Source organism: Pseudovibrio exalbescens DSM 16456 (genome assembly GCF_000422785.1).
In the GTDB taxonomy this organism is placed as follows: Bacteria; Pseudomonadota; Alphaproteobacteria; order Rhizobiales; family Stappiaceae; genus Pseudovibrio; species Pseudovibrio exalbescens.
On the sequence record NZ_AUGS01000008.1, the window covers coordinates 99,991 to 124,700 of the forward strand.

At 53.9% G+C, this 24,710-nt stretch carries 21 protein-coding genes and 1 tRNA gene; 8 read left to right on the forward strand and 14 right to left on the reverse strand.

Translation table 11 applies throughout. The features are described 5' to 3' along the window. Nucleotides 1-16: 16 nt before the first annotated feature. Both G512_RS0107325 and G512_RS0107330 read right to left on the reverse strand, forming a co-directional pair. The gene (locus G512_RS0107325) at nucleotides 17-1,411 is read right to left on the reverse strand and encodes an MATE family efflux transporter (protein WP_028481158.1); all 1,395 of its coding nucleotides are present in this window, start codon (nucleotides 1,409-1,411) and stop codon (nucleotides 17-19) included. 91 nt (nucleotides 1,412-1,502) lie between these two features. Then, nucleotides 1,503-2,306: a class II glutamine amidotransferase gene (locus tag G512_RS0107330; RefSeq protein ID WP_178378252.1), complete on the reverse strand. Its 804-nt coding sequence runs from the start codon at nucleotides 2,304-2,306 to the stop codon at nucleotides 1,503-1,505. A gap of 768 nt (nucleotides 2,307-3,074) precedes the next feature. On the opposite strand from G512_RS0107330, the gene rpsU reads away from it, so the two are divergent. Together rpsU and G512_RS0107340 are read left to right on the forward strand one after the other, a co-directional pair. Continuing rightward, on the forward strand, nucleotides 3,075-3,299 hold the full coding sequence (gene rpsU, locus G512_RS0107335) for a 30S ribosomal protein S21 (protein ID WP_028481160.1): 225 nt from the start codon (nucleotides 3,075-3,077) through the stop codon (nucleotides 3,297-3,299). A 166-nt stretch (nucleotides 3,300-3,465) separates the two neighbouring features. Then, nucleotides 3,466-4,320: a tetratricopeptide repeat protein gene (locus G512_RS0107340; protein ID WP_051269063.1), complete on the forward strand. Its 855-nt coding sequence runs from the start codon at nucleotides 3,466-3,468 to the stop codon at nucleotides 4,318-4,320. A gap of 42 nt (nucleotides 4,321-4,362) precedes the next feature. Here the strand turns inward: G512_RS0107340 and G512_RS0107345 are convergent, their stop codons facing one another. The 7 genes from G512_RS0107345 to G512_RS0107380 all read right to left on the reverse strand — a co-directional run bounded on the left by G512_RS0107345 (nucleotide 4,363) and on the right by G512_RS0107380 (nucleotide 13,181). Then, nucleotides 4,363-5,247: a phospholipase gene (locus tag G512_RS0107345; RefSeq protein WP_028481162.1), complete on the reverse strand. Its 885-nt coding sequence runs from the start codon at nucleotides 5,245-5,247 to the stop codon at nucleotides 4,363-4,365. Nucleotides 5,248-5,259: 12 nt separating this feature from the next. After that, on the reverse strand, nucleotides 5,260-6,555 hold the full coding sequence (locus G512_RS20315) for a hypothetical protein (RefSeq protein WP_051269065.1): 1,296 nt from the start codon (nucleotides 6,553-6,555) through the stop codon (nucleotides 5,260-5,262). Nucleotides 6,556-6,694: 139 nt separating this feature from the next. Then, on the reverse strand, nucleotides 6,695-6,979 hold the full coding sequence (locus G512_RS0107355) for an aa3-type cytochrome c oxidase subunit IV (RefSeq protein WP_081657401.1): 285 nt from the start codon (nucleotides 6,977-6,979) through the stop codon (nucleotides 6,695-6,697). A 115-nt stretch (nucleotides 6,980-7,094) separates the two neighbouring features. Continuing rightward, nucleotides 7,095-8,459 carry an ABC1 kinase family protein gene (locus G512_RS0107360; protein ID WP_028481164.1) on the reverse strand — a complete coding sequence of 455 codons (1,365 nt, stop codon included), beginning with the start codon at nucleotides 8,457-8,459 and terminating at the stop codon, nucleotides 7,095-7,097. Between the two features lie 152 nt (nucleotides 8,460-8,611). After that, nucleotides 8,612-9,160 carry an RBBP9/YdeN family alpha/beta hydrolase gene (locus G512_RS0107365; protein ID WP_028481165.1) on the reverse strand — a complete coding sequence of 183 codons (549 nt, stop codon included), beginning with the start codon at nucleotides 9,158-9,160 and terminating at the stop codon, nucleotides 8,612-8,614. A gap of 217 nt (nucleotides 9,161-9,377) precedes the next feature. Next, on the reverse strand, nucleotides 9,378-10,706 hold the full coding sequence (gene purB, locus G512_RS0107370; RefSeq protein ID WP_028481166.1) for an adenylosuccinate lyase: 1,329 nt from the start codon (nucleotides 10,704-10,706) through the stop codon (nucleotides 9,378-9,380). 621 nt (nucleotides 10,707-11,327) lie between these two features. Beyond that, nucleotides 11,328-13,181, reverse strand: coding sequence for a M3 family oligoendopeptidase (locus tag G512_RS0107380; RefSeq protein WP_051269067.1), 1,854 nt, complete (start codon nucleotides 13,179-13,181; stop codon nucleotides 11,328-11,330). A gap of 218 nt (nucleotides 13,182-13,399) precedes the next feature. On the opposite strand from G512_RS0107380, the gene G512_RS0107385 reads away from it, so the two are divergent. From G512_RS0107385 to G512_RS0107395, 3 genes are all read left to right on the forward strand, one after another. Beyond that, the gene (locus tag G512_RS0107385; RefSeq protein WP_028481169.1) at nucleotides 13,400-14,923 is read left to right on the forward strand and encodes a sigma-54-dependent transcriptional regulator; all 1,524 of its coding nucleotides are present in this window, start codon (nucleotides 13,400-13,402) and stop codon (nucleotides 14,921-14,923) included. Nucleotides 14,924-15,032: 109 nt separating this feature from the next. Continuing rightward, nucleotides 15,033-16,682 carry a L,D-transpeptidase family protein gene (locus G512_RS0107390; protein ID WP_028481170.1) on the forward strand — a complete coding sequence of 550 codons (1,650 nt, stop codon included), beginning with the start codon at nucleotides 15,033-15,035 and terminating at the stop codon, nucleotides 16,680-16,682. Between the two features lie 262 nt (nucleotides 16,683-16,944). Further along, entirely contained in the window at nucleotides 16,945-18,474 is a 1,530-nt protein-coding gene (locus tag G512_RS0107395; RefSeq protein ID WP_456095379.1) for a DUF882 domain-containing protein, read from the forward strand. A gap of 65 nt (nucleotides 18,475-18,539) precedes the next feature. Here the strand turns inward: G512_RS0107395 and G512_RS0107400 are convergent, their stop codons facing one another. Next, the gene (locus tag G512_RS0107400; RefSeq protein ID WP_028481172.1) at nucleotides 18,540-18,806 is read right to left on the reverse strand and encodes a DUF2312 domain-containing protein; all 267 of its coding nucleotides are present in this window, start codon (nucleotides 18,804-18,806) and stop codon (nucleotides 18,540-18,542) included. Nucleotides 18,807-19,055: 249 nt separating this feature from the next. On the opposite strand from G512_RS0107400, the gene G512_RS0107405 reads away from it, so the two are divergent. From G512_RS0107405 to pyk, 3 genes are all read left to right on the forward strand, one after another. Next, complete coding sequence (locus tag G512_RS0107405; RefSeq protein ID WP_228130488.1) at nucleotides 19,056-19,964, forward strand: DMT family transporter; 909 nt, start codon at nucleotides 19,056-19,058, stop codon at nucleotides 19,962-19,964. 874 nt (nucleotides 19,965-20,838) lie between these two features. Further along, nucleotides 20,839-21,228, forward strand: a complete 390-nt coding sequence (locus tag G512_RS0107420) for a DUF1036 domain-containing protein (RefSeq protein ID WP_322782954.1) — start codon at nucleotides 20,839-20,841, stop codon at nucleotides 21,226-21,228. After that, nucleotides 21,225-22,652, forward strand: coding sequence for a pyruvate kinase (gene pyk / locus G512_RS0107425; RefSeq protein ID WP_028481175.1), 1,428 nt, complete (start codon nucleotides 21,225-21,227; stop codon nucleotides 22,650-22,652). Before G512_RS0107420 ends, pyk begins: the two co-directional genes overlap by 4 nt. A gap of 247 nt (nucleotides 22,653-22,899) precedes the next feature. On the opposite strand, the gene G512_RS22040 is transcribed toward pyk, so the two are convergent. The 4 genes from G512_RS22040 to cpdR form a co-directional block, all read right to left on the reverse strand. Then, complete coding sequence (locus G512_RS22040) at nucleotides 22,900-23,688, reverse strand: tetratricopeptide repeat protein (protein WP_051269071.1); 789 nt, start codon at nucleotides 23,686-23,688, stop codon at nucleotides 22,900-22,902. A 72-nt stretch (nucleotides 23,689-23,760) separates the two neighbouring features. Continuing rightward, nucleotides 23,761-23,886: a type B 50S ribosomal protein L36 gene (gene ykgO / locus G512_RS0107435; RefSeq protein ID WP_028481176.1), complete on the reverse strand. Its 126-nt coding sequence runs from the start codon at nucleotides 23,884-23,886 to the stop codon at nucleotides 23,761-23,763. Between the two features lie 194 nt (nucleotides 23,887-24,080). Continuing rightward, nucleotides 24,081-24,155 (reverse strand) — tRNA-Val (locus G512_RS0107440). 135 nt (nucleotides 24,156-24,290) lie between these two features. Next, on the reverse strand, nucleotides 24,291-24,650 hold the full coding sequence (gene cpdR / locus G512_RS0107445; protein ID WP_028481177.1) for a cell cycle two-component system response regulator CpdR: 360 nt from the start codon (nucleotides 24,648-24,650) through the stop codon (nucleotides 24,291-24,293). Nucleotides 24,651-24,710: the final 60 nt, after the last annotated feature.

A 24,710-nucleotide genomic window follows, 5' to 3' on the forward strand; every position in this document is an offset into this window, starting at 1 on the left:
TTACTTCGAACACCAATCAAAATGGGACAATCTTCCACTCTCGCCGTTTGTGAAAACGCAGCGTCAAACTTACAGCACAAAAAGTGAGGCCCAACGCCAAACCGGCCCAGATTCCTTCGGGTCCGAAACCCAGCGGAAATGCCAGAACATATGCCATCGTAAATCCGATGGCCCAGTATCCGAAAATTGCAATCATCATCGGGATCTTGGTGTCGGACAGACCTCGCAACACACCACTGGCAACCCCCTGAACGCCGTCGGCCAACTGGAACAACCCAGCAATGATGAGCAATGGAACTGCCATGACAAGCACCGCAGCCGCATTCGGATTGCTTTCATCCAGATAAAAACCAATAAGCGCTTCGGGGAAGATCCAGAACAACCCGCCACCAAAAATGGCGAATGCAGCGGCCAAAGAAATGGCACACCAGCCCGCGCGTTGTAATCCATCAGCATCCTGACGGCCGAGCGCCCGCCCAACTCGGGCGATCGCCGCATTCGAAAATCCCACGGGTATCATGAAGGCAATGCCCGTCAACTGAGCCGCAATGCCGTGAGCCGCAAGTTCCAAGGTGCCAATCCACCCCATCATGAAGGCAGAGGCGCCAAACAGGCCGGTTTCCGCAAGCAGCATCAACGAGATTGGCCATCCGAGGCGCAAAATCTCGAAAAATGCCCCCCAATCAGCACGCCACAAACGAACAAACACCTCATAGGTGCGCACCTCCGGCTGCCAGAAAATGTAGATGACCAGAATTATGGCAGAGGCAAATGCGGTCCCGACCGAGGCGATCGCGGCACCCATAATGCCCAGCTCTGGCAATCCCCAAGCGCCAAAGATAAGTCCATAATCCAGTATCGCATTCACCAAGGCGCTGGCGACCGTGGCCCAGAGCACGATTTGTGCCTTCTGAATACAGGTCAAGAAGCTCCGCAGGGCCACGACGAAAAGCGAGGGATACATCGACCATTGCACCACACGCAGATATTCTGCGGCAATGCGTGATACCTCCGGGTCCTGCCCAAGAAAAAGAAGAATGCTCTCCCCATTCCAAAGCCAGGTCATGGCCAACGAGGTATAAGCAAATGCAACCCAAATACCCATGCGAGAGGCACGGCGCACCCCGCGAATGTCTCCCTGCCCCTCAGCACGAGAAGCAAGCGGCATCACGGCCTGAATGATTCCCAGACCAGCCAACCAACTCATGAAAAACAACTGCAACGCCAGCACGGATGCAGCAAGTTGCTGTGCACCAAGCCACCCGATCATGAGCGTGTCTGTTGCGTTGATGGCCATCTGCGCCAATTGGGCCCCGATAAGCGGCAGCCCGAGAACCAAAGTCGCCTTGTATTCGGTAAGCCACAAGGACAAGGCAGGCGGCTGACCGCCGGCGTGCTCGACCCGCGTCATAAGCTGCTCCTAATAAAAGAAACGCAAGAGACACCGGTGCCGTAGACCAGTCATGTATCGTTGCGTGGGAAGTACGTCTGGCTGCCCCGGATCATGCCGGGACGAAAGCCCTATCTGCCAGCTCGGGAATATCGAGCGGCATGAAGCTGGGAGCAGCTATGCCACCAAATGAGAGGAAATGTCCAGTGGGAACTGCATGCCATTGGGCTTCGCCCGTATCCAGCGGCTCAGAGACAACTGTAAGGCTTCGGTTGCACAATCGATAATAAAGACTGGGCACCACTTGATCACTGGAATAACGCAGCGCGTACAGCCGCTCACCATCCGAAAGCGCGGCCGTTACCCGCAAGGCCGATTTTACCCCAGCCGCCAACATGATCTGGCGCACCTTATTCAAGACCGTTTGCATCGATCGATAAGGATCTTCCGCCAAACCATGACTTAACATGGCCAGGAACAGAGCTTCACTATCCGTCGTTCCGACGCGGAACTGATAATGGTGATCGTCAATCAACGCTTCTACTGGACGTCGAACCTGTTCATAGCCCCCGATTTGACCATTGTGCATGAAGAGGTAACGCCCCACAGCAAACGGATGGCAGTTTGCGCGTGATGTGGCTGTTCCGGTCGAAGCTCGCACATGGGCGAAAAATAGGTTCGACTTTATTTGATGCGTCAGGCTTCTTAAATTTTCGTCGCCCCACGCTGGCTGAGTATCACGGTACAAGCCCGGAATTGGACGTTCTCCATACCAACCCAGCCCGAACCCATCGCCGTTCATATCAACTTTGGCCTGTTCACAGCGGCGTGATTGCGCGATCAGCGAATGATCAGGACGGGTAATGAGATCATCCAGAAAAATCTCTTCGCCACGATACGCCAACCAACGACACATGCTGCAACGCCCCCTGAGCTCCTGCTGAAAACGACCCGATGAAACTCACCTTGCAATAGAAAACGTCGGCTGAACAGGACAACTCATGTAGAACAGCACTGATCTGTGTCCTATCGACCGTCACCGCTCAAAAACCATTCAAATGCACAAAAAGCATTCGGCCGTTGCTCTCAAGATCAGCGGAAACGATCGACACCGCCCACTTACAGAATCAACGGCTCACGGGCTATCAGCGCATTCGGGTATTGCCTCATAGCGATCAACGTTTGATAAGCCCCAAGCACATACGGGCATTCGTCTCCAGTAGTCCACAACTTCAGAAGGCCTTCATGAAGGTGTCTTGGATCTGTGAAAGGCTGCGACTACATTCGGGACTGCCTTGCTTGCTGTGATGCGTTTATCTTGACCGATCAAGTTCTTTGCACCCACTAGACTTGCGATATATTTTAAATCCAAGTGCTTACCTCCTCATTTCTCCCAAGCCTCAACATCGGGGGAAATAAACAACAAGGCTGCTAGACCAGCCTGCTATGAATGACTCGTCATTTTTGCGCGTAGTTGCATTTATTCGATGAGATTCCGCCTGTTCACGGTGGACAGACACAAAGCATTCTGCTAGGAACGCGCAACAACAGGCGACGCAAAGGCGGTGCATGTTCGCGTTTGGCCGAACCACTGCTGGTCGCATCGTTTTTTCATCAGTGTCTTGATAAACACGCGCTGGAGGCGAACTAAGACCTCTGGCGTTCGCAGCATAAGGATTTACGCGTGCAGGTTCTCGTTCGCGATAACAACGTCGATCAAGCGCTCAAAGCGCTTAAAAAGAAGATGCAGCGCGAAGGCATCTTCCGTGAAATGAAACTCCGTGGCCACTACGAAAAGCCATCGGAAAAAAAGGCTCGCGAAAAGGCTGAGGCAGTTCGCCGTGCTCGCAAGCTGGCTCGTAAGCGCGCACAGCGCGAAGGTCTGCTAGTCGGCAAAGGCCGTCGCTAAGCACAGCCTTCCTCTTCGTTCCCTGAAGCGAAGAGTGCAAAAACACCGGTTTCTCAAAACGGACCCACCGGCAAACCGGTTGGTCCGTTTGCCTTTTTCATGCTGGCATCCTTTTTGGAACTTTGAGAAACTGGTATCTCTTGGTGGTCAATCTTAGAGGGTGCCGATGCGGCTGGTCACGTTTCTTTGTCAGCAAGCGCCGAAAGCGAAGCTGGTTGGGCTAGGTCTGTTACTTGCCAGTGTTGCTGGCTGTCAAACCGGCGGTTTGGTCTACGACAACGTGGCAACCAATCCCGCAGCAGGATCCAGCGCCAACATAAAGTCGTTGACCGAAGTCATCGAAGCAAACCCTCAGAACGCCAACAGCTACAACACACGTGGCATTGCATACGCGCAAGCAGGACGCCTTGACGAGGCCATCGAAGACTTTTCGCAGGCTATCAAGCTTAACCCCCGCTACTATCAGGCATACGCGAACCGCGCATTGGCAGAGCGTCGCAAAGGCAACACCAGCAAGGCGATCGCAGATTACGATGCCGCCCTGAACGTCAAGCCCGACTATGTGCAAGCTCTTAACGGGCGCGGCAATGCCTATCGCGCTTTGGGGCAAAACACAGCCGCCCTGCGAGACTACAATGAGGTCATCCGGCTGGATTCAGGCAACGCTCGAGCCTACCATAACCGCGGGCTGATCTATCAATCTCAAGGTCAACATCAAGTTGCACTTAATGATTTCTCTAATGCCATTGGCATCAATTCGCGCGCTTATTCACCATTGATCGCGCGTGGTGTCACCTACATGGCATTGAACGACCCAAAGGCTGCGCTGAAGGATTTTGAAGCGGCAACAGCCATTAATGGTCGCTCAGACGCCGCCTGGGCTAACCGTGGGCGTGCCGAAGAAGCCGTTGGGGACGTCACCGCAGCACGCAAATCATACATGCGTGCGCTGCAGCTTTCACGCACCAATCAGGTTGCACGTGACGGCTTGTCCCGTATCGGCGGCAACGCCCCTTCTTGAGGGCTCAAAACCTCTTTAAATGTAAAAACACGCGCTTCAATTTCATTGGGATGTTGGCCGGTTGGTCAGCATCCAGTTCAATGTTTGTCGCCAGTCAAGCATGCGAATAGGCGTTCCATGCGAGCCGGTTTGGAACAGCGCAAAACGCACCGGGTATTGCCGGTGTTTCTTCTGCAAGGCCAAAAACAGTCCGTGCTGCCGGGTCCACGGGTACACCTGATCTGCGCTCCCATGCCCAAAAAAGATAGGCACCTTTCGTTTAACAGCTGCGCTGCCCACAAGCGCATCGTCACGAGCGCCCCCAAGGAACAACAGCCCATCAATCATTGCTGCAGTCACTGCGTTGTCCGCCAATTGATAGCACAACAAGCTCCCCATTGATCCGCAGGCCACATAAACAGCGGCATTTGGTGCCTCTTGCTTGTAGGCGGCGATCAGACTGCCAATTTCCCAATGTCCCCGCTCTTCAAAATTGGTGATGTCTGGAGATAGATACACGCCGTTATTGCGAAGCATCAGGTTTTTGATCCGGTTGAAATTGCCACCAAAGGTCTGATCATCCGCCCCCTGATGTCGATTCCCGCCCTTACCATGCAGATAAAGCGTAATGATCGCAGTCTCCGTGTTCGCGGTGCCGACACGAATATGGGGCAACCTCACTCCGTTAACAGTGATGCTGGTGTCCCGCTCCGACCATCTGGGTTTGTAAGAGACATAGTCCCCGCGCACCCGTCTTTCCGGCTCACTATCGCGCTGGCGCAAATCCCGTTCCAGTTGATAGTCAACGACAACAAGCGATCCGTCTGCCGATTGATCAATCACATCCGGATATTGAAACAAGGAATCTTTATAGGGCGCCAGCGAGAACGCTGAAGCGTTGGAAACGAAGGCGAAGACCACCACAAGAAAGACAATTGGTTTGAGCACGAAACCCCGATCTCATTCAGAACTCATGGAAAGCGACGCACTCACAGGCGCGCGTTCACGGATAAACCCATTTCTGTCCCACAGTGCTTCATGTAGCGCCCCATTGGCGAGCCCATAAACGCGGTACTCAACAGGCTCTGGAGGCTTGCGCGCATCCAACTCGCTTTGAAGCTCCAGCAATGCGGCTCTTTCCCTCAACTCCCAGCCGACGCGATCTCCTGCGATAAAGACCACCAATGCGCCAGAGGCGGTTTGGCCGACGGGCACACCTTGAACCACTTCAAGCGCCGTAATCGCTGCCACATGCTGATGGTAATCTACAGCCATCAACAGCGCCAACACCATATAATTTGCGCCGCTCGGCGCATCCGCCGTTGCAACAAGCGCCACTTGATCTTCAATGCCAGGAAGGGGACCCAGTTGCTGCATAGCTCCAACCAGAACCAGCTTTTCCGCTGGGGTCAAGGCCGACTGCGCCAAGAACGACCGTATCGTGGCATCTCTGACCTCCAAGCCCTCAAGTGCCTTTCGCATGCGTTCGTTCAACACAGCCGGGCTTTCAACCAGCATTTTGCGGAAATCTGCCGAAGTCACGATACCTGTAACGGCTACCCCCGCCGAGCCGGGAATGAAAAGCGAAGCCAATCTCACCACCCGATTGGACGACGCATAGGCCCAAGCGGCCTCATCCAGTTTGTCAGACAATGGGGTGAATGTGGTATATGGATCCACGCCGATCTGGACCGCGATTTCGCGCCGCGCCTGATCACGCCCAACAACCGCCGCCGCCAGTGTTTCAGATGGGCTTTCGCCCGCACGCGTCGGCCCCATCGGCGGTGGGTTTTTTCCAGCCAGAGTATTTACCGTGCCATCAAACATTTCGCCGACCCGCTCCGCACTCTCACTGAGAGTTGTACCGGGGCGGCGGACAAGGTCCCCGAGAAATGTAAGGGGCTTTTTGACCGCTTCAACGGCTCCGTCACCAGCCAGTGCTGTCCAGTCGGTCCTGTTCAACTGCTGTAGAGCTTGAACTTCGGCAAGTCGTTTGCGCATTTGCGCGGTACCCCGAACAGGAAAAGTTCCTTGAGGCGTTTTCAGATGATAAAAAAGGAGAGTTCCACTTCGGGAGATCGGCGGAGAAATCTCAAAGCCCGCCCCGGAAGCTGGCAGGTCCTCCTCCGCAAGCACTTGTTCAAACGACGGTTCAGGAACACCCTGAACCTGAGACAACGCTTGCGCAACCATGGGCGCAAACAAGCCAGCACCAAAGATCCCAACCGCAATAGCCGCTGCTTCAAGCCTGCCCACGCCGCACCTCATAAAAACAATACGCTACGCGTCAGTATAGATGCCAAGTGAGCAACAAAAGGGCAAAAAGTTCAGCAATATCAACCAAAGTCACGAAAACCACAGCCAAAGCTGCGGTTCACATGATTATCAGTTGGCTCTAACTGGCGGTAACTGCCAATGCCAACAAAGATAATGCCAACACAACGCCTGGAGCAGTAATCGCACTCTTTTTGGATACAGCGCCCATAACTGCACCACCGAAACTTAAGATAATCAAGATAGTGCCCAGCACGGATCCCGCCGTGCCCCCAAAAGCGATTGCGGCCAGACACACAATCCATGTCAGCACAACCGCTGCGGCGATGGTTGAGAACTTGATAAAGCCCTCGTAGGTGTTTTCGTGATCGTTATAATCCATTGCCTTAGAGCTCCCGTCAGCCATAAGACTCCCCTCACACACGTATTAATACTGAGATATACCTAGCATCAGTTACGTCAGGATGGCAACTGGCCTTTGGTCAGCGATCACAAGACATTGGATTTTGAACATGAAACGATCATGAAGACAATCCAGCTGCACTCAGCGCCTGACGCTGACGCTGCGCCAATTGCTCAACATCAAATGAATCGATCTGGTCATTAAACAGGCGATAATAGTTCAGTTCGGCCTGAAGGTGGAGAAACACACTCCCAAGACCAATTGCCGCCCTGTCCATGAAGACAAAGTATCGAGGCACGCGAACCGGCCCAAGCTCTCGTAATGCCTGATGCACCCGGAACGCTTCTTTGCGCCCATAAGCGCCCGGAGAAACGCCCTCAGCAATCGGCCGAACACGGTCTGCAAGCAAGGGCCCGTAGATGAAACGAGCCCATATGTTCAGTATTTCAATCAGGTCCTTCGTCAGTCCTTCGAAGCCCCAACGCTCATAAGCCGAAACCACCCGCTGCTCATCGTTCTCAAGCAGCCCCTTGTAAAGATCGACAACCCCTTCGACGAACTCGGGGGGAAAGATGCGTATACAGCCGTAATCCAGCAGGTTGATGCCCTCCGGTCGGCCTTGGTGCTCCACCACCGTGTAGTTCCCCAAATGAGGATCCCCATGAATGACACCAAAGTGGCTAAACGGAGCCCACCACGCCTTGAACATCATCCGTGCAATCTCATTGCGCGCTTCAAGTGACCGCTCCTTGAAGGTCAAGAGAGGATGCCCGGACAACCAGTTCATGGTCAGCAAACGTCGAGTGGAAAGCTCTGTTATCACATCAGGAACGCGGATCTCGTCATCATCAGAGAAAATCCCCCGATAGAGCGCTGCATTATTGGCTTCGCGCCGATAATCCAACTCCTCACGCAAACGCTCAGCGATCTCCTCTCCAATATCCGAAGTATCAATCGCGGGCCGCATACGACGATGTAGGCCAAGCAGCATATCAAACTGAGCAAGATCAGCTTCAACAGCACTATCCATATCCGGATACTGAAGCTTGCAGGCAAGCGGAACCCCTTCATGAGACGTCGCTCGGTGAACCTGACCAAGAGAGGCAGCCGCTGATGGATGATGGTCGAACGAGCCGAAACGCTCTTGCCACCCGGCACCCAGCTCAGCACGCATGCGGCGTTTGACAAAACCCCATCCCATCGGCGGGGCATTGCTCTGCAGGTTTGCCAGTTCGGACGCGTATTCCGGCGGCACCGCATCGGGAATGGTTGCAAGCAACTGAGCCACCTTCATCATGGGGCCTTTCAAATTGCCTAGAACCTCTCTGATTTCCGCTGCATTGGCGGATTTGTCCAGCTCACCACCAAAAAGACGGGCGCTGGCCATTTTGGCAGCAAGACCGCTCATGTTCGCTCCGACACGCGCATACCGCCCGACGCGCGCACTCAGTCGGTTTGATTCCCGATCTCGTTCACTGGCCATTCCTGCTCCCAACCCTTCTCGACAGTGCGGATAGACTCGCTTGAGTCCTCCTGATGCGTGTTCGCACTCTCAATAAGATAGGGACAACCCCGTAGAGGACAACAGCTCACATGAAGCGACCGCAAACCAGAGGAAAAAGACGACAGCAACAGTCAGAGCGCTTTCATGAAATGCGCGAAGGAAATCAAGCCCTCCGGCCACGGCCCCTGCCCGCTCTCTTCATTCAAGTGCCCACTTTCACCAGCATCTTGCAAGAGGATGCCCCAATGCCCTGCCAATTGTTGAGCCCTGTCCCATGAGCAATAAGGATCGCTTCGGCTTGCCGTCAACTGAGCCTTGAAAGGAAGGGGCGAGGTCGGCAAGGGACCGAAATCACGCAGCGACTCAGGCACCCGGCTGCTGTCGTCCACATCAGGACAGGCCACCAAATAAGCGCCCTTCACCCAATGTTGCATCCGGGGTGCGGCATGTACCACGGTAGCCACGCCGAGCGAGTGAGCTACCAAAACAACCGGCTTCGAGGCACGCTCAACATCGCGCACCAGTTGTTCTACCCAGTCGTCTAGTTTCGGGTTTTCCCAATCCTTTTGTTCCACCCGGCGGGCAGTAGACAACTTCGCTTGCCAACGGCTCTGCCAATGGTTTGGTCCAGAACCCTTCCATCCTGCGACGAACAGCGTTTCCACTTCAGAGATTTTCATGGATGGCCTCACACAAATCTGTATCGGTTTGGAAAGAACAAGTCACAGGCTGTCGATTCGCGAGCCTCACACCTGCCACCGGCTTCATCTCAACCCGGGTCGATGAAACCCCATGAACTGGATAGAATCAATTCATCAGGTCCAATCCATTCAATGACAAGCCGCACTCATAGAGCGCGGCTTGTCATTGGAAACCCAGGTCAAGGTTGACCGCCAATCACGCGTCCTTGAAAACCCGGTTGAAAATCGTGTCGACGTTCTTGGTGTGATAACCAAGATCAAACCGTTCGCGCACTTGCTCTTCAGAGAGATATTTGCGCACTTCCTCATCCGCCAGCAGTTCGGTCAGAAAGTCGACCTTTGCTTCACCAGTCGTCTGATAACTGTCCCACACCTTCATCGCGTTGCGCTGGACCAGACGGTAGCTGTCCTCGCGGGAACACCCGGCCTGTGTCAACGCAAGCAGAATACGCTGGGAATGCACCAGACCGCCAAGACGATCCATGTTGCCCATCATCCGCTCTGGATATACCACGAGGTTTTCCATCACATTGGTCAGACGGGCAAGAGCAAAATCGAGCGTCACAGTTGCATCAGGTCCGATCATCCGTTCAACAGAGGAGTGCGAAATATCGCGTTCATGCCAAAGCGCGACGTTCTCCATCGCAGGCAAGGCATAGGATCGAACCATGCGAGCCAATCCAGTCAGGTTCTCCGTCAATACCGGATTGCGCTTGTGCGGCATTGCAGAAGAGCCCTTCTGTCCCTTGGAAAAGAACTCTTCAGCCTCCAATACTTCCGTTCGCTGCAAATGACGAACCTCGGTGGCAAGACGCTCAATCGACGAAGCCACAACACCCAATGTTGCGAAGAACATGGCATGGCGATCCCGCGGGATCACCTGTGTTGACACCGGCTCTACACCAAGACCCAACTTGGCTGCCACATGCTCTTCAACGCGCGGGTCGATATTTGCAAACGTACCAACAGCCCCGGAGATGGCGCAGGTTGCAATTTCCTCGCGGGCCATTTCGAGACGCTTCTTGCATCGATCAAACTCGGCATAAGCCTGAGCCATTTTCATTCCGAATGTGACCGGTTCCGCATGAATGCCGTGTGACCGACCAATGGTAACAGTGTCCTTGTGTTCAAAAGCGCGGCGCTTCAAGGCAGCCAGCAACTTCTCCATATCGGCAATCAACAGATCGGCCGCTCGCACCAGTTGAACATTAAAGCATGTATCCAGAACATCCGAAGAGGTCATACCCTGGTGTACGAAGCGCGCATCCGGTCCGACGATTTCAGCGAGATGGGTCAGAAACGCAATCACATCATGCTTGGTTTCCCGCTCGATCTCATCAATGCGATCAATATCGAAGGTCGCAGGGCCGCCCTTCTCCCAGATCACTTTGGCCGATTCCTTCGGAATCACACCCAACTCCGCCAGCGCATCACACGCATGAGCTTCGATTTCGAACCAAATCCGGAACTTTGTCTCCGGAGACCAAATGGCGACCATGTCGGGCCGCGAATAGCGCGGGATCATGCGTGTCCTCGTTTTTCTGAACAGATCTGGAGCAGGGTTTAGCAGGCCTTTCGCGTAGGCTCAATGCCAACGCGCAGACGGCCCTCGCAAACCCTTGCTACTCATAAGTACCCACCAACAATTTCAGGAGAGAAAAAACGATTCTTTCATGATTGATTAACGACCAAAAGCAAATGCGCGAGACTCCATCTCAACAATCGCTAGAATTTGAAACGAAACAGAATTCAATACTTTCTTTGAAACAGGGACAGGTATGGCTTCACGACACACTGATCATCCCCGAATTCATTTCGAGGACCTGCCACTGTCATTTCGTCTGTTCGTGTACAGTCAGGTTCTACCGATCGCCGCGCTGCTGCTTTATGTGAGCCTTGTCCCAGCGCCCGCATCTTCCACGTCGCTGCTCACAATTTTCTTACCCTTCTTCGCAACACCAGTACTGGCGTTGGAAGGCCTCCTGTTTTGGCGTGGTTTCAAGGATTTGAAAACGAAGTTAGCCTCTTGCTAATCGTCCCCCGTAGCCATGCATTCAAGTTCCGGCCAGGGTAGATCGGAGCGCAGTAAAATGGCCCTGCCACAATACGTGACAAGGCCATCCATCTAGTCAGACTTCAGTTCATGTTACGCGGACGCACGGTCCATTTCTTCCAGCTCATCTATCAACCGCTCAATAACGGACAAACCCTTTTGCCAGAAACCGGGATCGCTAGCATCTAGTCCAAACGGCGCCAAAAGCTCGCTGTGATGCTTCGTCCCACCTGCTTTCAAAAGCTCGAAGTACTTTTCCTGGAAGCCTGTCTCTGCCTCTTCATAAACCGCGTAGAGCGAGTTTACGAGACAATCGCCAAACGCGTACGCATAGACATAAAATGGCGAGTGAATGAAATGCGGAATATACGTCCAGAAGTTTTCATAGCCACCTTCGGTATTAATTGCTGGACCCAGGCTTTCCTTCTGCACGTCCATCCAGATCTCGGCAAGACGCTCTTGTGTCAATTCACCTTGACGTCGCTCTTCATGCACCTGCCGTTCGAAGGTGTAGAACGCAATCTGTCTTACGACAGTATTGATCATGTCCTCCACCTTAGCTGCAATCATGATCCGCTTCTTTTCTGCGGTCTCAGCGCCCGCCAGAAGATCGCGAAAGGTCAGCATTTCGCCAAACACGCTAGCGGTCTCAGCCAATGTCAGTGGTGTCGGAGCCATCAAAGCACCGTTCGGGCCCGCTAGAACCTGATGAACGCCGTGTCCCAACTCATGCGCCAATGTCATGACATCCCGAATTTTGCCCTGATAGTTCAACAACACATATGGATGCGCACTGGGCACAGTCGGGTGCGCGAACGCACCGGGAGCCTTTCCTGGTACAGCAGGCGCATCAATCCAGTTATTGTCGAAAAAGCGCTTCGCAATGTCCGCAAGCTCTGGAGAAAACTTACCATACGCCGTCAATACGGTTTGACGCGCTTCATCCCACGGTATGGTGCGGGTATCCGCCTGCGGAAGTGGCGCATTGCGGTCCCAAAAATTCATTTGCTCCGTGCCGAGCCATCTCGCCTTCATCGCGTAATACCGATGAGAAAGGCGCGGATACGCCTCACGCACGGCCGCTACAAGCGCATCAACGACCTCGCGCTCAACACGGTTTGCCAAATGCCGACTATCCGCGACATCTTCAAAATTGTGCCAACGATCAAACGTTTCCTTGTCCTTGGCCAACGTATTTGTAATGAGGGTGAACACGCTGAGATTCTTGGCAAATGTCTTGGAGAGCGCTTGCGCCGCCGCCTTCCGCTTGGCAGGGTCGTGATCCTGTAAAAGGTTCAAGGTCGGCTCAATTGAAAGCTCCTGGCCATCCACCTCGTAGCGCGACGCAGATATTGTCTCGTCGAACAGCCTGTTCCAGGCCGCCGCACCAGAAACATGCTTTTCGTGAAACAGCTGCTCGATCTTGTCGTCAAGTTGATGCGGCCGTTCCTTGCGAATATCATCCAACCAAGGCTTGAAGTGCGCCAGCTCCGGGTTCTCGGCGGCGGTATCCAACACGACATCCTCAATGCGATTAAGCTCGAGCGTGAAGAAAAGTAGATGCACGCTGGAAGCGGTCAATTTTTCCTGCACATCGCCATAGAACTTCTGCCGCTTTGGATCCGTGGTGTTTTCCGTGTAACAAAGGCCTGCAAACGAGGCGATGCGACCCATCAAATCTTCCAGGGCTTCGTATTCACGGATCACTTTGGCCAGGCTCGCACCCGAGTCCTTTGCAATCTCGGCAAGCTTTCCCTTATAGGCCGCCTCAAACGCCTCTGCTTCATTCTGCGCACGCTCGAGATCGCGGTTCACGCTGTCGTCATCCATTGATGGATAAAGCACTGACAAATCCCAACGCGGGAGCTGGCCCATTTCGCCCGCCACGCCTTCTGACGCTGAAGCCTTTGTTTTTACTGAATGAATAGAGGCAGACAAGTGATCCATTGCGTATCCGTGGAGGTTCGCGAGTTCAAGGATTTGCCGAGCCTTAGGCAACCCGGCAACGTTTCCTTAAATATGACTGCATTTCTTCAGGTTGCAATGGCATGTTTTCGGACCGTCCCCATCGGTCTTGGGCAATTTATTTACTAAACTCCCGTCAGAATGCCCCGCAATGGCACAGCCGAATAGCAAAAATACCGAGATGACAGGTGGGTGAGTATATGAGTGGCCGCATTCTTATCGTCGACGACGATCCAGTCCAACGCCGACTACTCGAAGAAGCGGTGAAGCGTTTTGGCTACAAATCCAACACGGCTTCAGACGGCGCACGCGCACTGGAGCTGCTCACGGGAGACAAGGCAAGCGACTTCGATCTTGTCATCCTCGACCTTGTCATGCCGCAAGTGGACGGTATAGCCGTGTTGACACAGCTGCGAGCGGCGAAAAACAAGATTCCAGTGATTGTGCAAACCGCTCACGGCGGGATCGACACAGTCGTCAAAGCCATGCGGGCTGGCGCGCAGGATTTTGTGGTCAAGCCAGTTGGTCCGGAAAGGCTGGAAGTTTCCATCCGTAATATGCTCAAGGTTTCTGCGCTGGAAGACGAGATTACACGCATCCACAGCCAGACCACCGGTACCCTGACCTTCAAAAATATTGTCACTCGCTCTGAAACCATGGACCGCGTGCTGAGGCTTGGCGAAAAAGCAGCCTCATCCACCATCCCAATTCTAATTGAAGGGGAATCCGGTGTTGGTAAGGAACTTATCGCCCGCGCCATACAAGGTAGCAGCGATCGACGCTCCAAACCCTTCATCACAGTAAACTGCGGCGCTATTCCCGATCATCTGGTGGAATCCATCCTTTTTGGCCATGAAAAAGGGGCGTTCACCGGTGCCGTGGATCGGCATATCGGCAAATTTCAGGAAGCCAATGGAGGCACGCTGTTCCTTGATGAAGTCGGTGAACTTCCGCTTGACGTCCAAGTGAAACTCTTGCGCGCCCTTCAAGAGGGCGAAGTGGATCCGGTTGGCGCCCGCAAACCGGTTAAGGTTGATTTCCGTCTGATCTCAGCCACCAATCGACGTCTTCTGGATCAGGTCAAGGAAGGCAAGTTCCGCGAAGATCTGTATTACCGCCTCAATGTTTTTCCCATTTGGGTGCCCCCCCTCAAGGACCGGTTGGAGGATATACCCAACTTGGTCCGATATTTCATTGCACGCTTTGCTGCAGAAGAGAGCAAGCCTCAGGTTACAGGTATTGATCGGCAAGCGCTACAAATGCTGCAATCCTACGAGTGGCCGGGCAACATTCGTCAGCTTGAAAATGCCGTATACCGTGCGGTGGTGTTGTGTGATGGAGCTCATCTTTCAGTAGATGACTTTCCTCAAATCGCGCAGACTGCTGCACCTGCCAAGACTGCGCCGTCCGATGAGATGATTGCCACACACGAAGTTGGCAATAAAGTCACCCTCACCCAAGAGGACCTTCAGGATCAGGAGTTCATTCAGACCGAAGTCCGCAGCGCTTTTGATAGCAGCACCGCTCCGTTCGGCTTCATGCGCTCCATTGATGACACCGGCCATGTTCGCCGCCTGGATGATGCGGAAGCAGAGTTGATCCGTCTTGCAATCAGCCATTATGGCGGACGCATGACCGAAGTCGCCAAGCGCCTCGGCATTGGACGCTCTACGCTGTATCGCAAGCTTAAGGAGTATGGCCTCGACGATAAAAGCGTTGCTTGAATCTACCGTAGCGATACCCTAGAAGACTTGAACAACCGCGCGGCTGTGGGGCGATAGACAGCTGCGCTTGGAGGAAGCGCAGGGGAACTGCTGAAAATCGGGACAGCAAATGCAGCGTACAATCGGAATTCGGGTCAGCCTGATCGCCATCGGGCTGTTAGCAGCACAAATTGCAACGCCAGCGCGTGCCATCGTGGCAGATGAGGTATGGCCGCAGGACACCACCGCCATATCCCTCATGAACACCCCGGCGCAAACTACGATTCGCGCGGCGTTCCACGAAAATACGGTGCATCTCAACTTTCGGCAAAAGCGCGATCGCGCTGCCGCAGAATTGTTTTATGAACGGCGCGGGTTCCAGCCCGCATGGTTCAAGAATGGAGAGCTGACGTCAGCAGCGCATAACGCCATTGAACAGCTCAAACGCGCTGATGAAGATGGGCTCGCCTCCTCAAACTATCCAATCCCGGCCCTTGCAAAAGATGACGCGCAAGAACTAACACCAGAGCAACTCGCTCGGGCAGATTTCACCTTGACACAATCGGTGCTTGCTTATGCTGAGGATGCCCAATCTGGCACGGTTAGCCCGCGCAGCATCTCATCAAGCATCTCCATAGAACCGTCCAGACCCGACCCGGTGGAAGCCTTGGAGCGCATTCACCGCAGTCCGCAACCAGGAACCATTTTGGCGCAATTCCATCCACCCCATCCAGAGTACAATGCGCTTAAAGAACAATTGGCCATCCTCCGGAAGCAAACATCAGCAACCGCCGATGTTGTGAAGGTGCCGGAAGGCGGTCTGCTGCGTTTTGGATCGACAGGAGACCGAATTGCGGTTCTGCGGGAGAGACTTGCGGCACCCGCAAAAATGCCAGAGGACACCAACCGTTTCACTGAAGATCTGCGTGCGGCTGTAAAAGCGTTCCAACGAGCCAATGGCCTGAACGACGATGGCGTCGTGGGTCCGCGCACATTGCTGGCCCTCAATGCAACAGTTTCAGGAGATCCTGTGAGCGACATCATCGCCAATATGGAGCGCTGGCGCTGGATGCCGAGGGACTTGGGAGACACCTATCTTCAGGTCAATATACCAGAATTCATGGTCCGACTTCGACATGACGGCCAGACCCTCCATGAAACACGGGTTGTAGTGGGAAAGAAATCCAACAAGACACCGGTATTCTCCGACAGGATGAGCCACGTAATCGTCAATCCTTATTGGAATGTGCCTTACTCCATCGCCTCTAAGGAAATCTTGCCGCAACTGCGCCGTAACCCGCAGGCTTATCTGATGCGGGGAAACTACGAGATTCTGGCGGGAGGCAAAGTTGTTGATCCAAATCGCGTGAACTGGGCAGGGGTAACTTTCCAGAACCTGCGCATTCGGCAACGTCCGGGCTCAGGCAACGCGTTGGGAGACATCAAGTTCATGTTTCCCAACAAGCATCATGTCTACTTGCATGACACCCCGTCCAAGTCGCTGTTCCGCCGGTCAACACGGGCATTTTCCCACGGCTGTGTGCGCGTACAAAATCCATTTGAATTCGCGGATGCCTTGATGGACCTGCAAGAAACATTGACGGGCCAGAAAATACGCAGCTTGCTTGGTGGCCGACAAAAGCAGGTAAACTTGGAACGTCAGATCCCAATTCACCTCACCTACTTTACGGCATTCGTTGATTCCAACGGCAATCTGCAGCGTCGACCGGACGTCTACGGGCACAACGAAAAGGTTATTGAGGCGTTGGATCTCCAGTAATCCCTAATTATCCACAGGGAATCACAGGACATACCCCTGCATTACGTTAGGATATCAGGAGTAAAGTGCAGGCGTGTGCTGCATTTAGGCCTTCTTTTGTTGGAATGCTGGAAAACAGATATTCTCAAAATCTATCGTAAAACAGGGTAAATGCTCATTAACCTGTGTCCGTTTAAATGAACCTTTGGGGCTAATGTTCATTTAATAAACGCAAGAAAGCGAGTTTGATTTGCGTAACCGATCACTCTTCGGGCCAAAGGGACTGCGTGGCGTGTTCAGGTCACACCTGATCGCCGTGACCCTCGCCTGTTGCGCGCTCGCTGTATTCAGCACAGCAGATGCCAGCGCAGAGACACGAACCCTGAAGCTGTACAATACCCATACCAAAGAGCGGGCCGACATTACCTTCAAGCGCAATGGGCGGTATATCCGATCTGGCCTCAAGGAACTGAACCATTTCATGCGCGACTGGCGCCGGAATGAGCCCACCGATATGGATCCGGAGCTGTTCGATCTGATTTGGGAAGTCTACCAAAAAGCCAATACGAACGAATACATTCACGTGGTTTCCGGCTACCGGTCCTTGAAGACGAACAACATGCTGCGCAAGCGCTCCAGTGGTGTGGCCAAGAAAAGCCAGCACACGCAGGGCCGCGCCATGGACTTCTTTATCCCGGGCGTCAATGTAGCCAAGCTCAGGTCCATCGGTCTGCGCAAGCACATTGGCGGTGTCGGCTATTATCCACGCTCGAACACACCGTTCGTGCACATGGATACAGGAAGTGTCCGTCATTGGCCGCGCATGACTCGCAGCCAGCTTGCCAGGGTCTTTCCAGATGGAAAGACCATTCATATTCCAACTGACGGCAAACCATTGAAGGGCTACCAGCTCGCACTGGCGGAAATCAAACGGCGTGACAGTGGTGGCAGCCGAACGGCCGTGGCAAGTGCACGATCTTCAGGCAGTAGCAGCGGTTCCAATTTCTTTACCCGCCTGTTTACCGGCGGTGATGAAGATGAAGCTGAAACAACACCCAGTACCCGGCGCAACAACCCCACGGTTCTGGCGCGAGCCCAGTCGAACGACCCGGTCAGCGTAATTCCAGAGCCGAAACGCGCAACATCAACATCCCAGCCAGAACAACCCACCGCCATTCAATTGGCGGCTGCCTCAATCCCGCCGCCAGTCAAGCCGTCCTTGCGCGATGAAGCGGAGACGGCTGCCGAAGCCGAGACAGATGCTGCCAACATCATCGCCATTGCACCGCGTGGCAAGCCAGCTGAGCTCATACAAATGGCAAGTGCCCAAGCCCCGACATCGGCCGTGCCGCATCCTCGGTCTCCGCGTACCGCAGTAGATGCTATTGCCGCATTGGCGGGTGAAGCGCAGCCGGAACGCAAACCTGACAATATTCAACTGGCGGCTTATGCACCCACAGGCAACGCACGATCCGATACATCAACCGGGCGTACTGGCTTGAATGCGTTGCTACCGCCGCCCTCTGATTCTGCAGCTCAAACGGCAACAATTGCAGGCCACATTCCTGACCCGCTCGCGACTTTTGCCGGGCGACCAGCACCTTCCAGCACACTGATGTTGTCGCAGGACGAAACTGCAAGGAATTGGGGCCTTGCCTACCTTTACCATCCCAACCAACGGGAAATCGAAGGCCTGACTACCGCAGTCAATTCCATAGTGGCCAACGGGTTCTCAAAGGATATGACACAACAACGGCATGACCGTTTCTCTGGTACAGCCGTCACATTTGTGAATCGCATAACTTCGAAATGATACAAAAAACGGCCCCGCAATACGGGGCCGTTTTCATTTCAGCAAAGCTTGAAGCTTGATTAGATTTATTCAGGATCACCAGATGGTCCCGCCATGCCAAGCGCATGAAGATAGAGGTCCATCACGGCCTCTTCTTCCTCACGCTCATGCGGCTTGCGCTTGCGCATGGAAACAATCTTCCGCATGACCTTCACATCAAAGCCATTGCCTTTTGCTTCCGCATAGACGTCCTTGATGTCGTCTGCGATCACCTTCTTTTCTTCCTCAAGGCGCTCAACGCGCTCTATAAAGGCCCGCAGCTGGTCTGCAGCAACACCTCCAGTGTCAACCATGCAAGAATCCTCGAATGTTGGTCGCTAAAAAATGATGTGCGTTGTAGCTGCCAGAACTTGGAGGGGGGGTCAACATCAAGGCGGAGTTCATGCACGCGGTACACAGGTTGTCCCAGTATCAATGCAAAACACTAAAATATATCGCTGCTCACTCTCCACTTTGCATGCTGCGAAAGATTAGGCATTGAACGATTGCCTAGCCACCGATCTTCGTTACCCTTAGGTCAAATCACAATCGGGAAGCGCATCGTGAAGGCAAACCACCAAAGCACGCATGTTCCAACAGCTTCGCCTCTACTGTTGCCCTTCCTCGCGGTGTTGGCAGGCGCGACGGCCATGGGCATTTCACCCATCTTCGTCCGATTGGCGGAAGTCGGCCCTCTGACAAGTGCATTTTGGCGCGTAGCACTGGCACTGCCCATTATCGCGCTGTGGGCCCGTGCCGAGCGCAACCATCAGGAAGCTGAGCAAGACAACGCGCCGCAGTGGTCGCCCGCGACCTTTGTTGCTGGTGCGGTTTTCGCTGGTGATTTGATTTGTTGGCACTTGGCCATAATGCACACCACCATCGCAAATGCGACTTTCCTCGCCACGATGGCACCGGTTTGGGTGCTCCTGATGTCCGGCCTTGTACTGAAAGAGCACGTAACGTTGCGAATGTGGGCAAGTCTCGGGCTTTGCCTTGCTGGTGCAGCGGCTTTGACCGGGTCTTCGTTCTCCGCCAATCCAGAGCACCTCTTTGGAGATGCCTTCGGCATCCTGACCTCCGTCTTCTTCGGCAGCTACTTTCTGGCAATGCGCGCAGCACGCACGAGTGGGATCGGAAGCGGTCTGCTCATGTTTCGAAGTTCACTCATAACAGCAGCTTTGCTTTTCATTGCCGCGTGGCTGATGGAGGGAGACTTTCTACCCGATACAGTCAAAGGATTGTCGGCATTGATTGCGATTGCACTCTTGTCTCATGCAGGCGGCCAAGGATTGCTGGCCTATGCATTGGGACATCTGTCCGCCGCCTACTCATCTTTGGTCATTTTTTTGGAAGCAGTCGTCGCCGCCGGCGTGGCATGGATCATTCTATCCGAGACTCTTACCTTATTGCAGATCGCCGGTGGCGCTATCATCCTTATTGCGGTTCTCCAGGCACGTCCGAACCGCTGAGTCGGCACACCTGTGCTACGCCGTTAAATTGCAGGCTAGCCCCGTCAAACTGCAGTGACAAACAAGATATCCCGTGACAAAATCGCGCGTTACGTATTCAACCGCACACAATCCCTAGCATGCCACATTCGCCATGACCGTCTCGCCACAATTGACAGGCACCGTTGACGTAACGTGCCCCGTAGCACACGCTGTTTTCCCCACTCAAAAATTGTAGAGGAGGAACCTTGGCACCCTCGGAAATACCTTTGACATCTTACAAAAGCCACATGTTACTCAAGACTCCTGCAACATCTGAAAACGGCAGCTAACCGGGCGTCCAGCGCAGCTCTTGATTTGCCAACTCATCACTAGGAACAAGGCTATGCCTCTGTAAAATCTACATAGCCTCATATATAACAGCGTCGTTTTAGACCAATGCCCGTGCCTAGCCCGCTTTTTTTATCTTGATCCCAAGACCCGGATCACACCATAAATAGGCTTGCGCCGGGCGGCCAGTTGGCCTCCATGACGCTAATGCCAAGCAGAGTATGCAGTTGATTTTCGCCTCCTGATTGCAAAGGAAGCCACTCTCCGGAGAGGACTGGACGGCGCGGCTGAAAAGACATTTTCATGCCGTTTTTGTGTGGCCAAAACGGAGCTTCAGGTTTCTTGATTGCATTGCTGCGTGGGGGCCTGTGTCTGATGCCTTGTTTAAGGGGCGTGATCGCACTCGGTCACATTGACAAGGCGTCTAACAAAAAGCATTAAACTGCCGATTGTAGCTGTAAAGATTGTTATGAGACTGTCCAGAAACCAACGTTCATCCGGCCTTGCTCCACGCAAGGCATTCGGCAAAAAAGAACTGACGGCTGTCCTATTTGGGGCCTTATGCATGCTAAGTGCATCCCCAGCACTCGCTGATCTCCGGTTATGTAACAAGACCGATGACACAGTGAGCATAGCAATCGGGTACCGTGATAACGCGGATTGGGTAACCGAAGGCTGGTGGAATCTTTCCAAAAACAGCTGCGAAACACTAATCCCGGGTGATTTACAGTCACGATACTATTACATTTACGCTGCAGAAAACGATAAGATCGGCGAATGGGGCGGACAGGCATTCATGTGTGTCCGTCAGAAGGAGTTCACCATTCGCGGGATCGAAGACTGCGTTGCACGTGGTTACGAACGCGCAGGCTTTTTTGAAATAGACACAGGCGAACAGAGCAGCTGGACGGTCCAGCTGACTGAACCGACAAAGCAAGGAACAGGTGGACGATGAAGCGCAATAGACGGGTGAAAATCCTCGCAACCCTCGGCCCGTCCTCTTCTGATAAAGAGACGATCAAAAAGCTTTGGCAGGCTGGCGCGGACGTGTTCCGCATCAACATGAGCCACTCCAGCCACGAGATCCTCAACAACCTCGTTGGCCGGATCCGTGAAGTGGAGCAGGAAGTCGATCGACCCATCGGCATCCTTGCGGACCTTCAGGGTCCGAAACTTCGCGTTGGCACGTTTGAAGGCGACCAAAAGGTTATGCTGGAAAACGGTGCAACCTTCGTACTGGACGATGACCCGACACCGGGTGACGTCAACCGTGTACACCTTCCACACCCGGAAATCCTAAGCAGCCTTGAAGCCGGCCATCGCCTGCTGTTGGACGACGGCAAGATCCGCTTGCGCGTCACCAAGGCCTCTCCGGATCGCTGTGAAACCACTGTTGAAGTGGGCGGCAAGCTTTCCAACCGCAAGGGCGTCAGTGTTCCTGACACAGAAATCCCTGTTGGCGCACTGACCGAAAAGGACCGCAAGGACCTTGTGGCCGCTCTGGACGCCGACGTGGACTGGGTTGCCCTGTCCTTCGTACAACGCCCGGACGACCTTCAAGAAGTTCACAATGTTGCCAAAGGCAAGGTTGGTGTGCTTGCAAAGATCGAAAAGCCGCAGGCTATTGAGCGCCTCAACGAGATCATAGAGTTGGCAGACGCCATCATGATTGCACGCGGCGATCTCGGCGTTGAAATGCCGCTGGAACAGGTTCCAGGCCTGCAAAAGCGCATGACTCGCGCATGCCGTCGGGCTGGCAAGCCTGTTGTTGTGGCAACACAGATGCTGGAAAGCATGATCACGGCGCCAGTACCGACCCGCGCAGAGGTTTCTGACGTGGCAACGGCGGTATTTGAAGGCGCTGATGCAATCATGCTGTCGGCAGAGTCTGCAGCTGGCGAATTCCCGGTTGAAGCAGTGTCAACGATGGACCGCATTGCTCAGGAAGTTGAAAAGGACGATCTGTACCGCGGCATCATTCACGCGCAGCGGACCGAACCAGAAGCCACCGGTGCTGATGCAATCACCGCAGCTGCAAGCCAGGTTGCCGAAACACTCGATTTGGCTGCAATCGTCTGCTACACGGCGTCCGGCGGCACAGCCCTGCGCGCTTCCCGTGAGCGCCCGGAAAAGCCGATCATTGCCTTCTCGCCGGATATCCGGATCGTTCGTCGTATGACCATTGGCTGGGGCCTGCACTGTGTGGCAAACCTCGACGCCAACAACGAAGACGCAATGGTTGAACGGGCTTGCCAATTGGCACGTCAGGAAGGCGTAGCGCAGGAAGGTCAGCGGATTATCGTTTCCGCAGGTGTACCATTCGGCACACCAGGATCAACCAATATGCTGCGCATCGCTACCATCGGCGAAGACAACTAAAAATTTTTTGGGCTAAATTTTAATCGGTTTAGGTCAAAGAAAAGCCCGCGGTTCTGCCGCGGGCTTTTTCTGGTTCGCGTCAGACGCCGCAAGCTATTACGTATTTAAACGTAACTCCTGTACCACGCGCTCTGCGAACCCGTTTTACATGGACGCGATCCTGGTCCTGTTCTCTTTGATAAGGCAATCATCGCTGGTCAACGAGCGCTCCAGTCGCCTCATGGCTTGCTACAGCGCTGCGTTCATCCTACACCTCATCATCACCCAGTTCAGCCTCTATCTCACTCACAGCCTCCTGAGCGCTATCCAGCATCGGATAGATATCGAGAACCCTCTGATAAACTTCAAGCGCTTGCTCATTTTGATCCATGCGGCGCAAGATCATTGCCAGCCCGGACATAGCCGCGTAATGGCGCGGCTCCAACCTCAGTACCTGCTCAATGTCGGATATGGAGCGCCCGAATTCTTCCTGCAGATAGTACACGGTGGCCCGACGGTTCCAGCCTTCAGCATAATTGGGCTTGAGGCGAACCACGGCATCGAGAAGGTCGAGGGCGAGTGAGTAATCTTCATGACGCATCGCCTCTCCAGCGCGCTGCATCAACAAATCAACAGTGTGGCTTCCAGAGAGCAACATAAGTTGCTGAATGCGGGCAGCCAAGGCACGGGCTTCAATTGGCGTCTCCGCTTTGCCAAGATCACCGAACAAGCGATCTACCACACCGCTGTGAGCATGCGGCTCGGCGTCTGAATCGCGCCCACCATCTCCGTGATAGGCATCATTTTCCGGAAAGCCATCTGGTTCTGGGAAACTTTCCAAATCATCCAGAGAGGGCGGCTCAAGATCGGGATCGGCCATTTGCACCGAATGCCCCAGCCTCTCACCTGTTGCCAGCAACGGCCAGCCGAGGGCGGCAATCACGACATGATTCTCCGTCCGGTTATCAACCACCTGATCAAAGGCAGCCACCCCGACCGAACCTGACATGAATACACCGGCCACAAGAGCGGCACCAGAAAACGCAAAAAACCGCATTTCAGGAGCGTACACTCCCGAAATGCGGCAATCAACTCTAAGAATTGGTATGAGGCTGGGCCTCAGATCACCTTAACCCTGACGCGCTTTAAAACGTGGGTTCTTCTTGTTGATGATGTAAACACGGCCACGACGGCGCACCATGCGGTTTTCACGATGACGGCCTGCGAGTGCCTTGAGAGAATTCTTGATCTTCATTGTCCTGTCCCCGGTCGGGATATTGCCTTTTCGGGATCCTGACCTAGCATGATCCGCCAACGAAAAAAGGCGTAAGAACGCCTTTGGTGAAAACCCTTAAAGACATCCGCGCTGAGTCTCAAGCACTTGAGCTGCGCAGGTAATGACTTTTCAGGCAAATTCGCTGAAATTGATCAAACAACCTCGGCGAAGAATGGTGGGCGTGACAAGGATCGAACTTGTGACCCCTACGATGTCAACGTAGTGCTCTACCGCTGAGCTACACGCCCTAAACTTCTTTGAACCTGCAAGAGGTTCGCCCCCACAGCGTGTTCGCTGCGGTGGAAAGCCATATAAGAGGAATCTGAGAGCCGTGCAAGGTCTAATTTCAATTTCTGGCTTCATTTCCACACGGGTGGGGAAAATTAGGCAGCCAGCATCCGCTCCACTTCCTGTACCAGGTCGCGCAAATGAAACGGCTTGGATAACACCTTGGCATCTTTAGGAGCTTTGGAATCTGGGTTGAGCGCAACCGCAGCAAAACCGGTAATGAACATGACTTTCAGGTCCGGATCCAACTGGGTTGCCTTGCGCGCCAGTTCAATACCATCCATCTCAGGCATCACGATATCCGTGAGCAACAACGCAAACGGCTCCTCTCGGATGCGCTCATAAGCGCTCACTCCGTTATCGAAGGACACGACATCATGTCCGGCCTTTTCCAGCGCCTTTGCCAAAAACCGACGCATATCGTTATCATCTTCTGCAAGCAGGATTCGTGACATGGGTGTCAACCGTTTCGCTCCAAGACCACTCTCGCAACCAACCAATAGCTATATATTGGC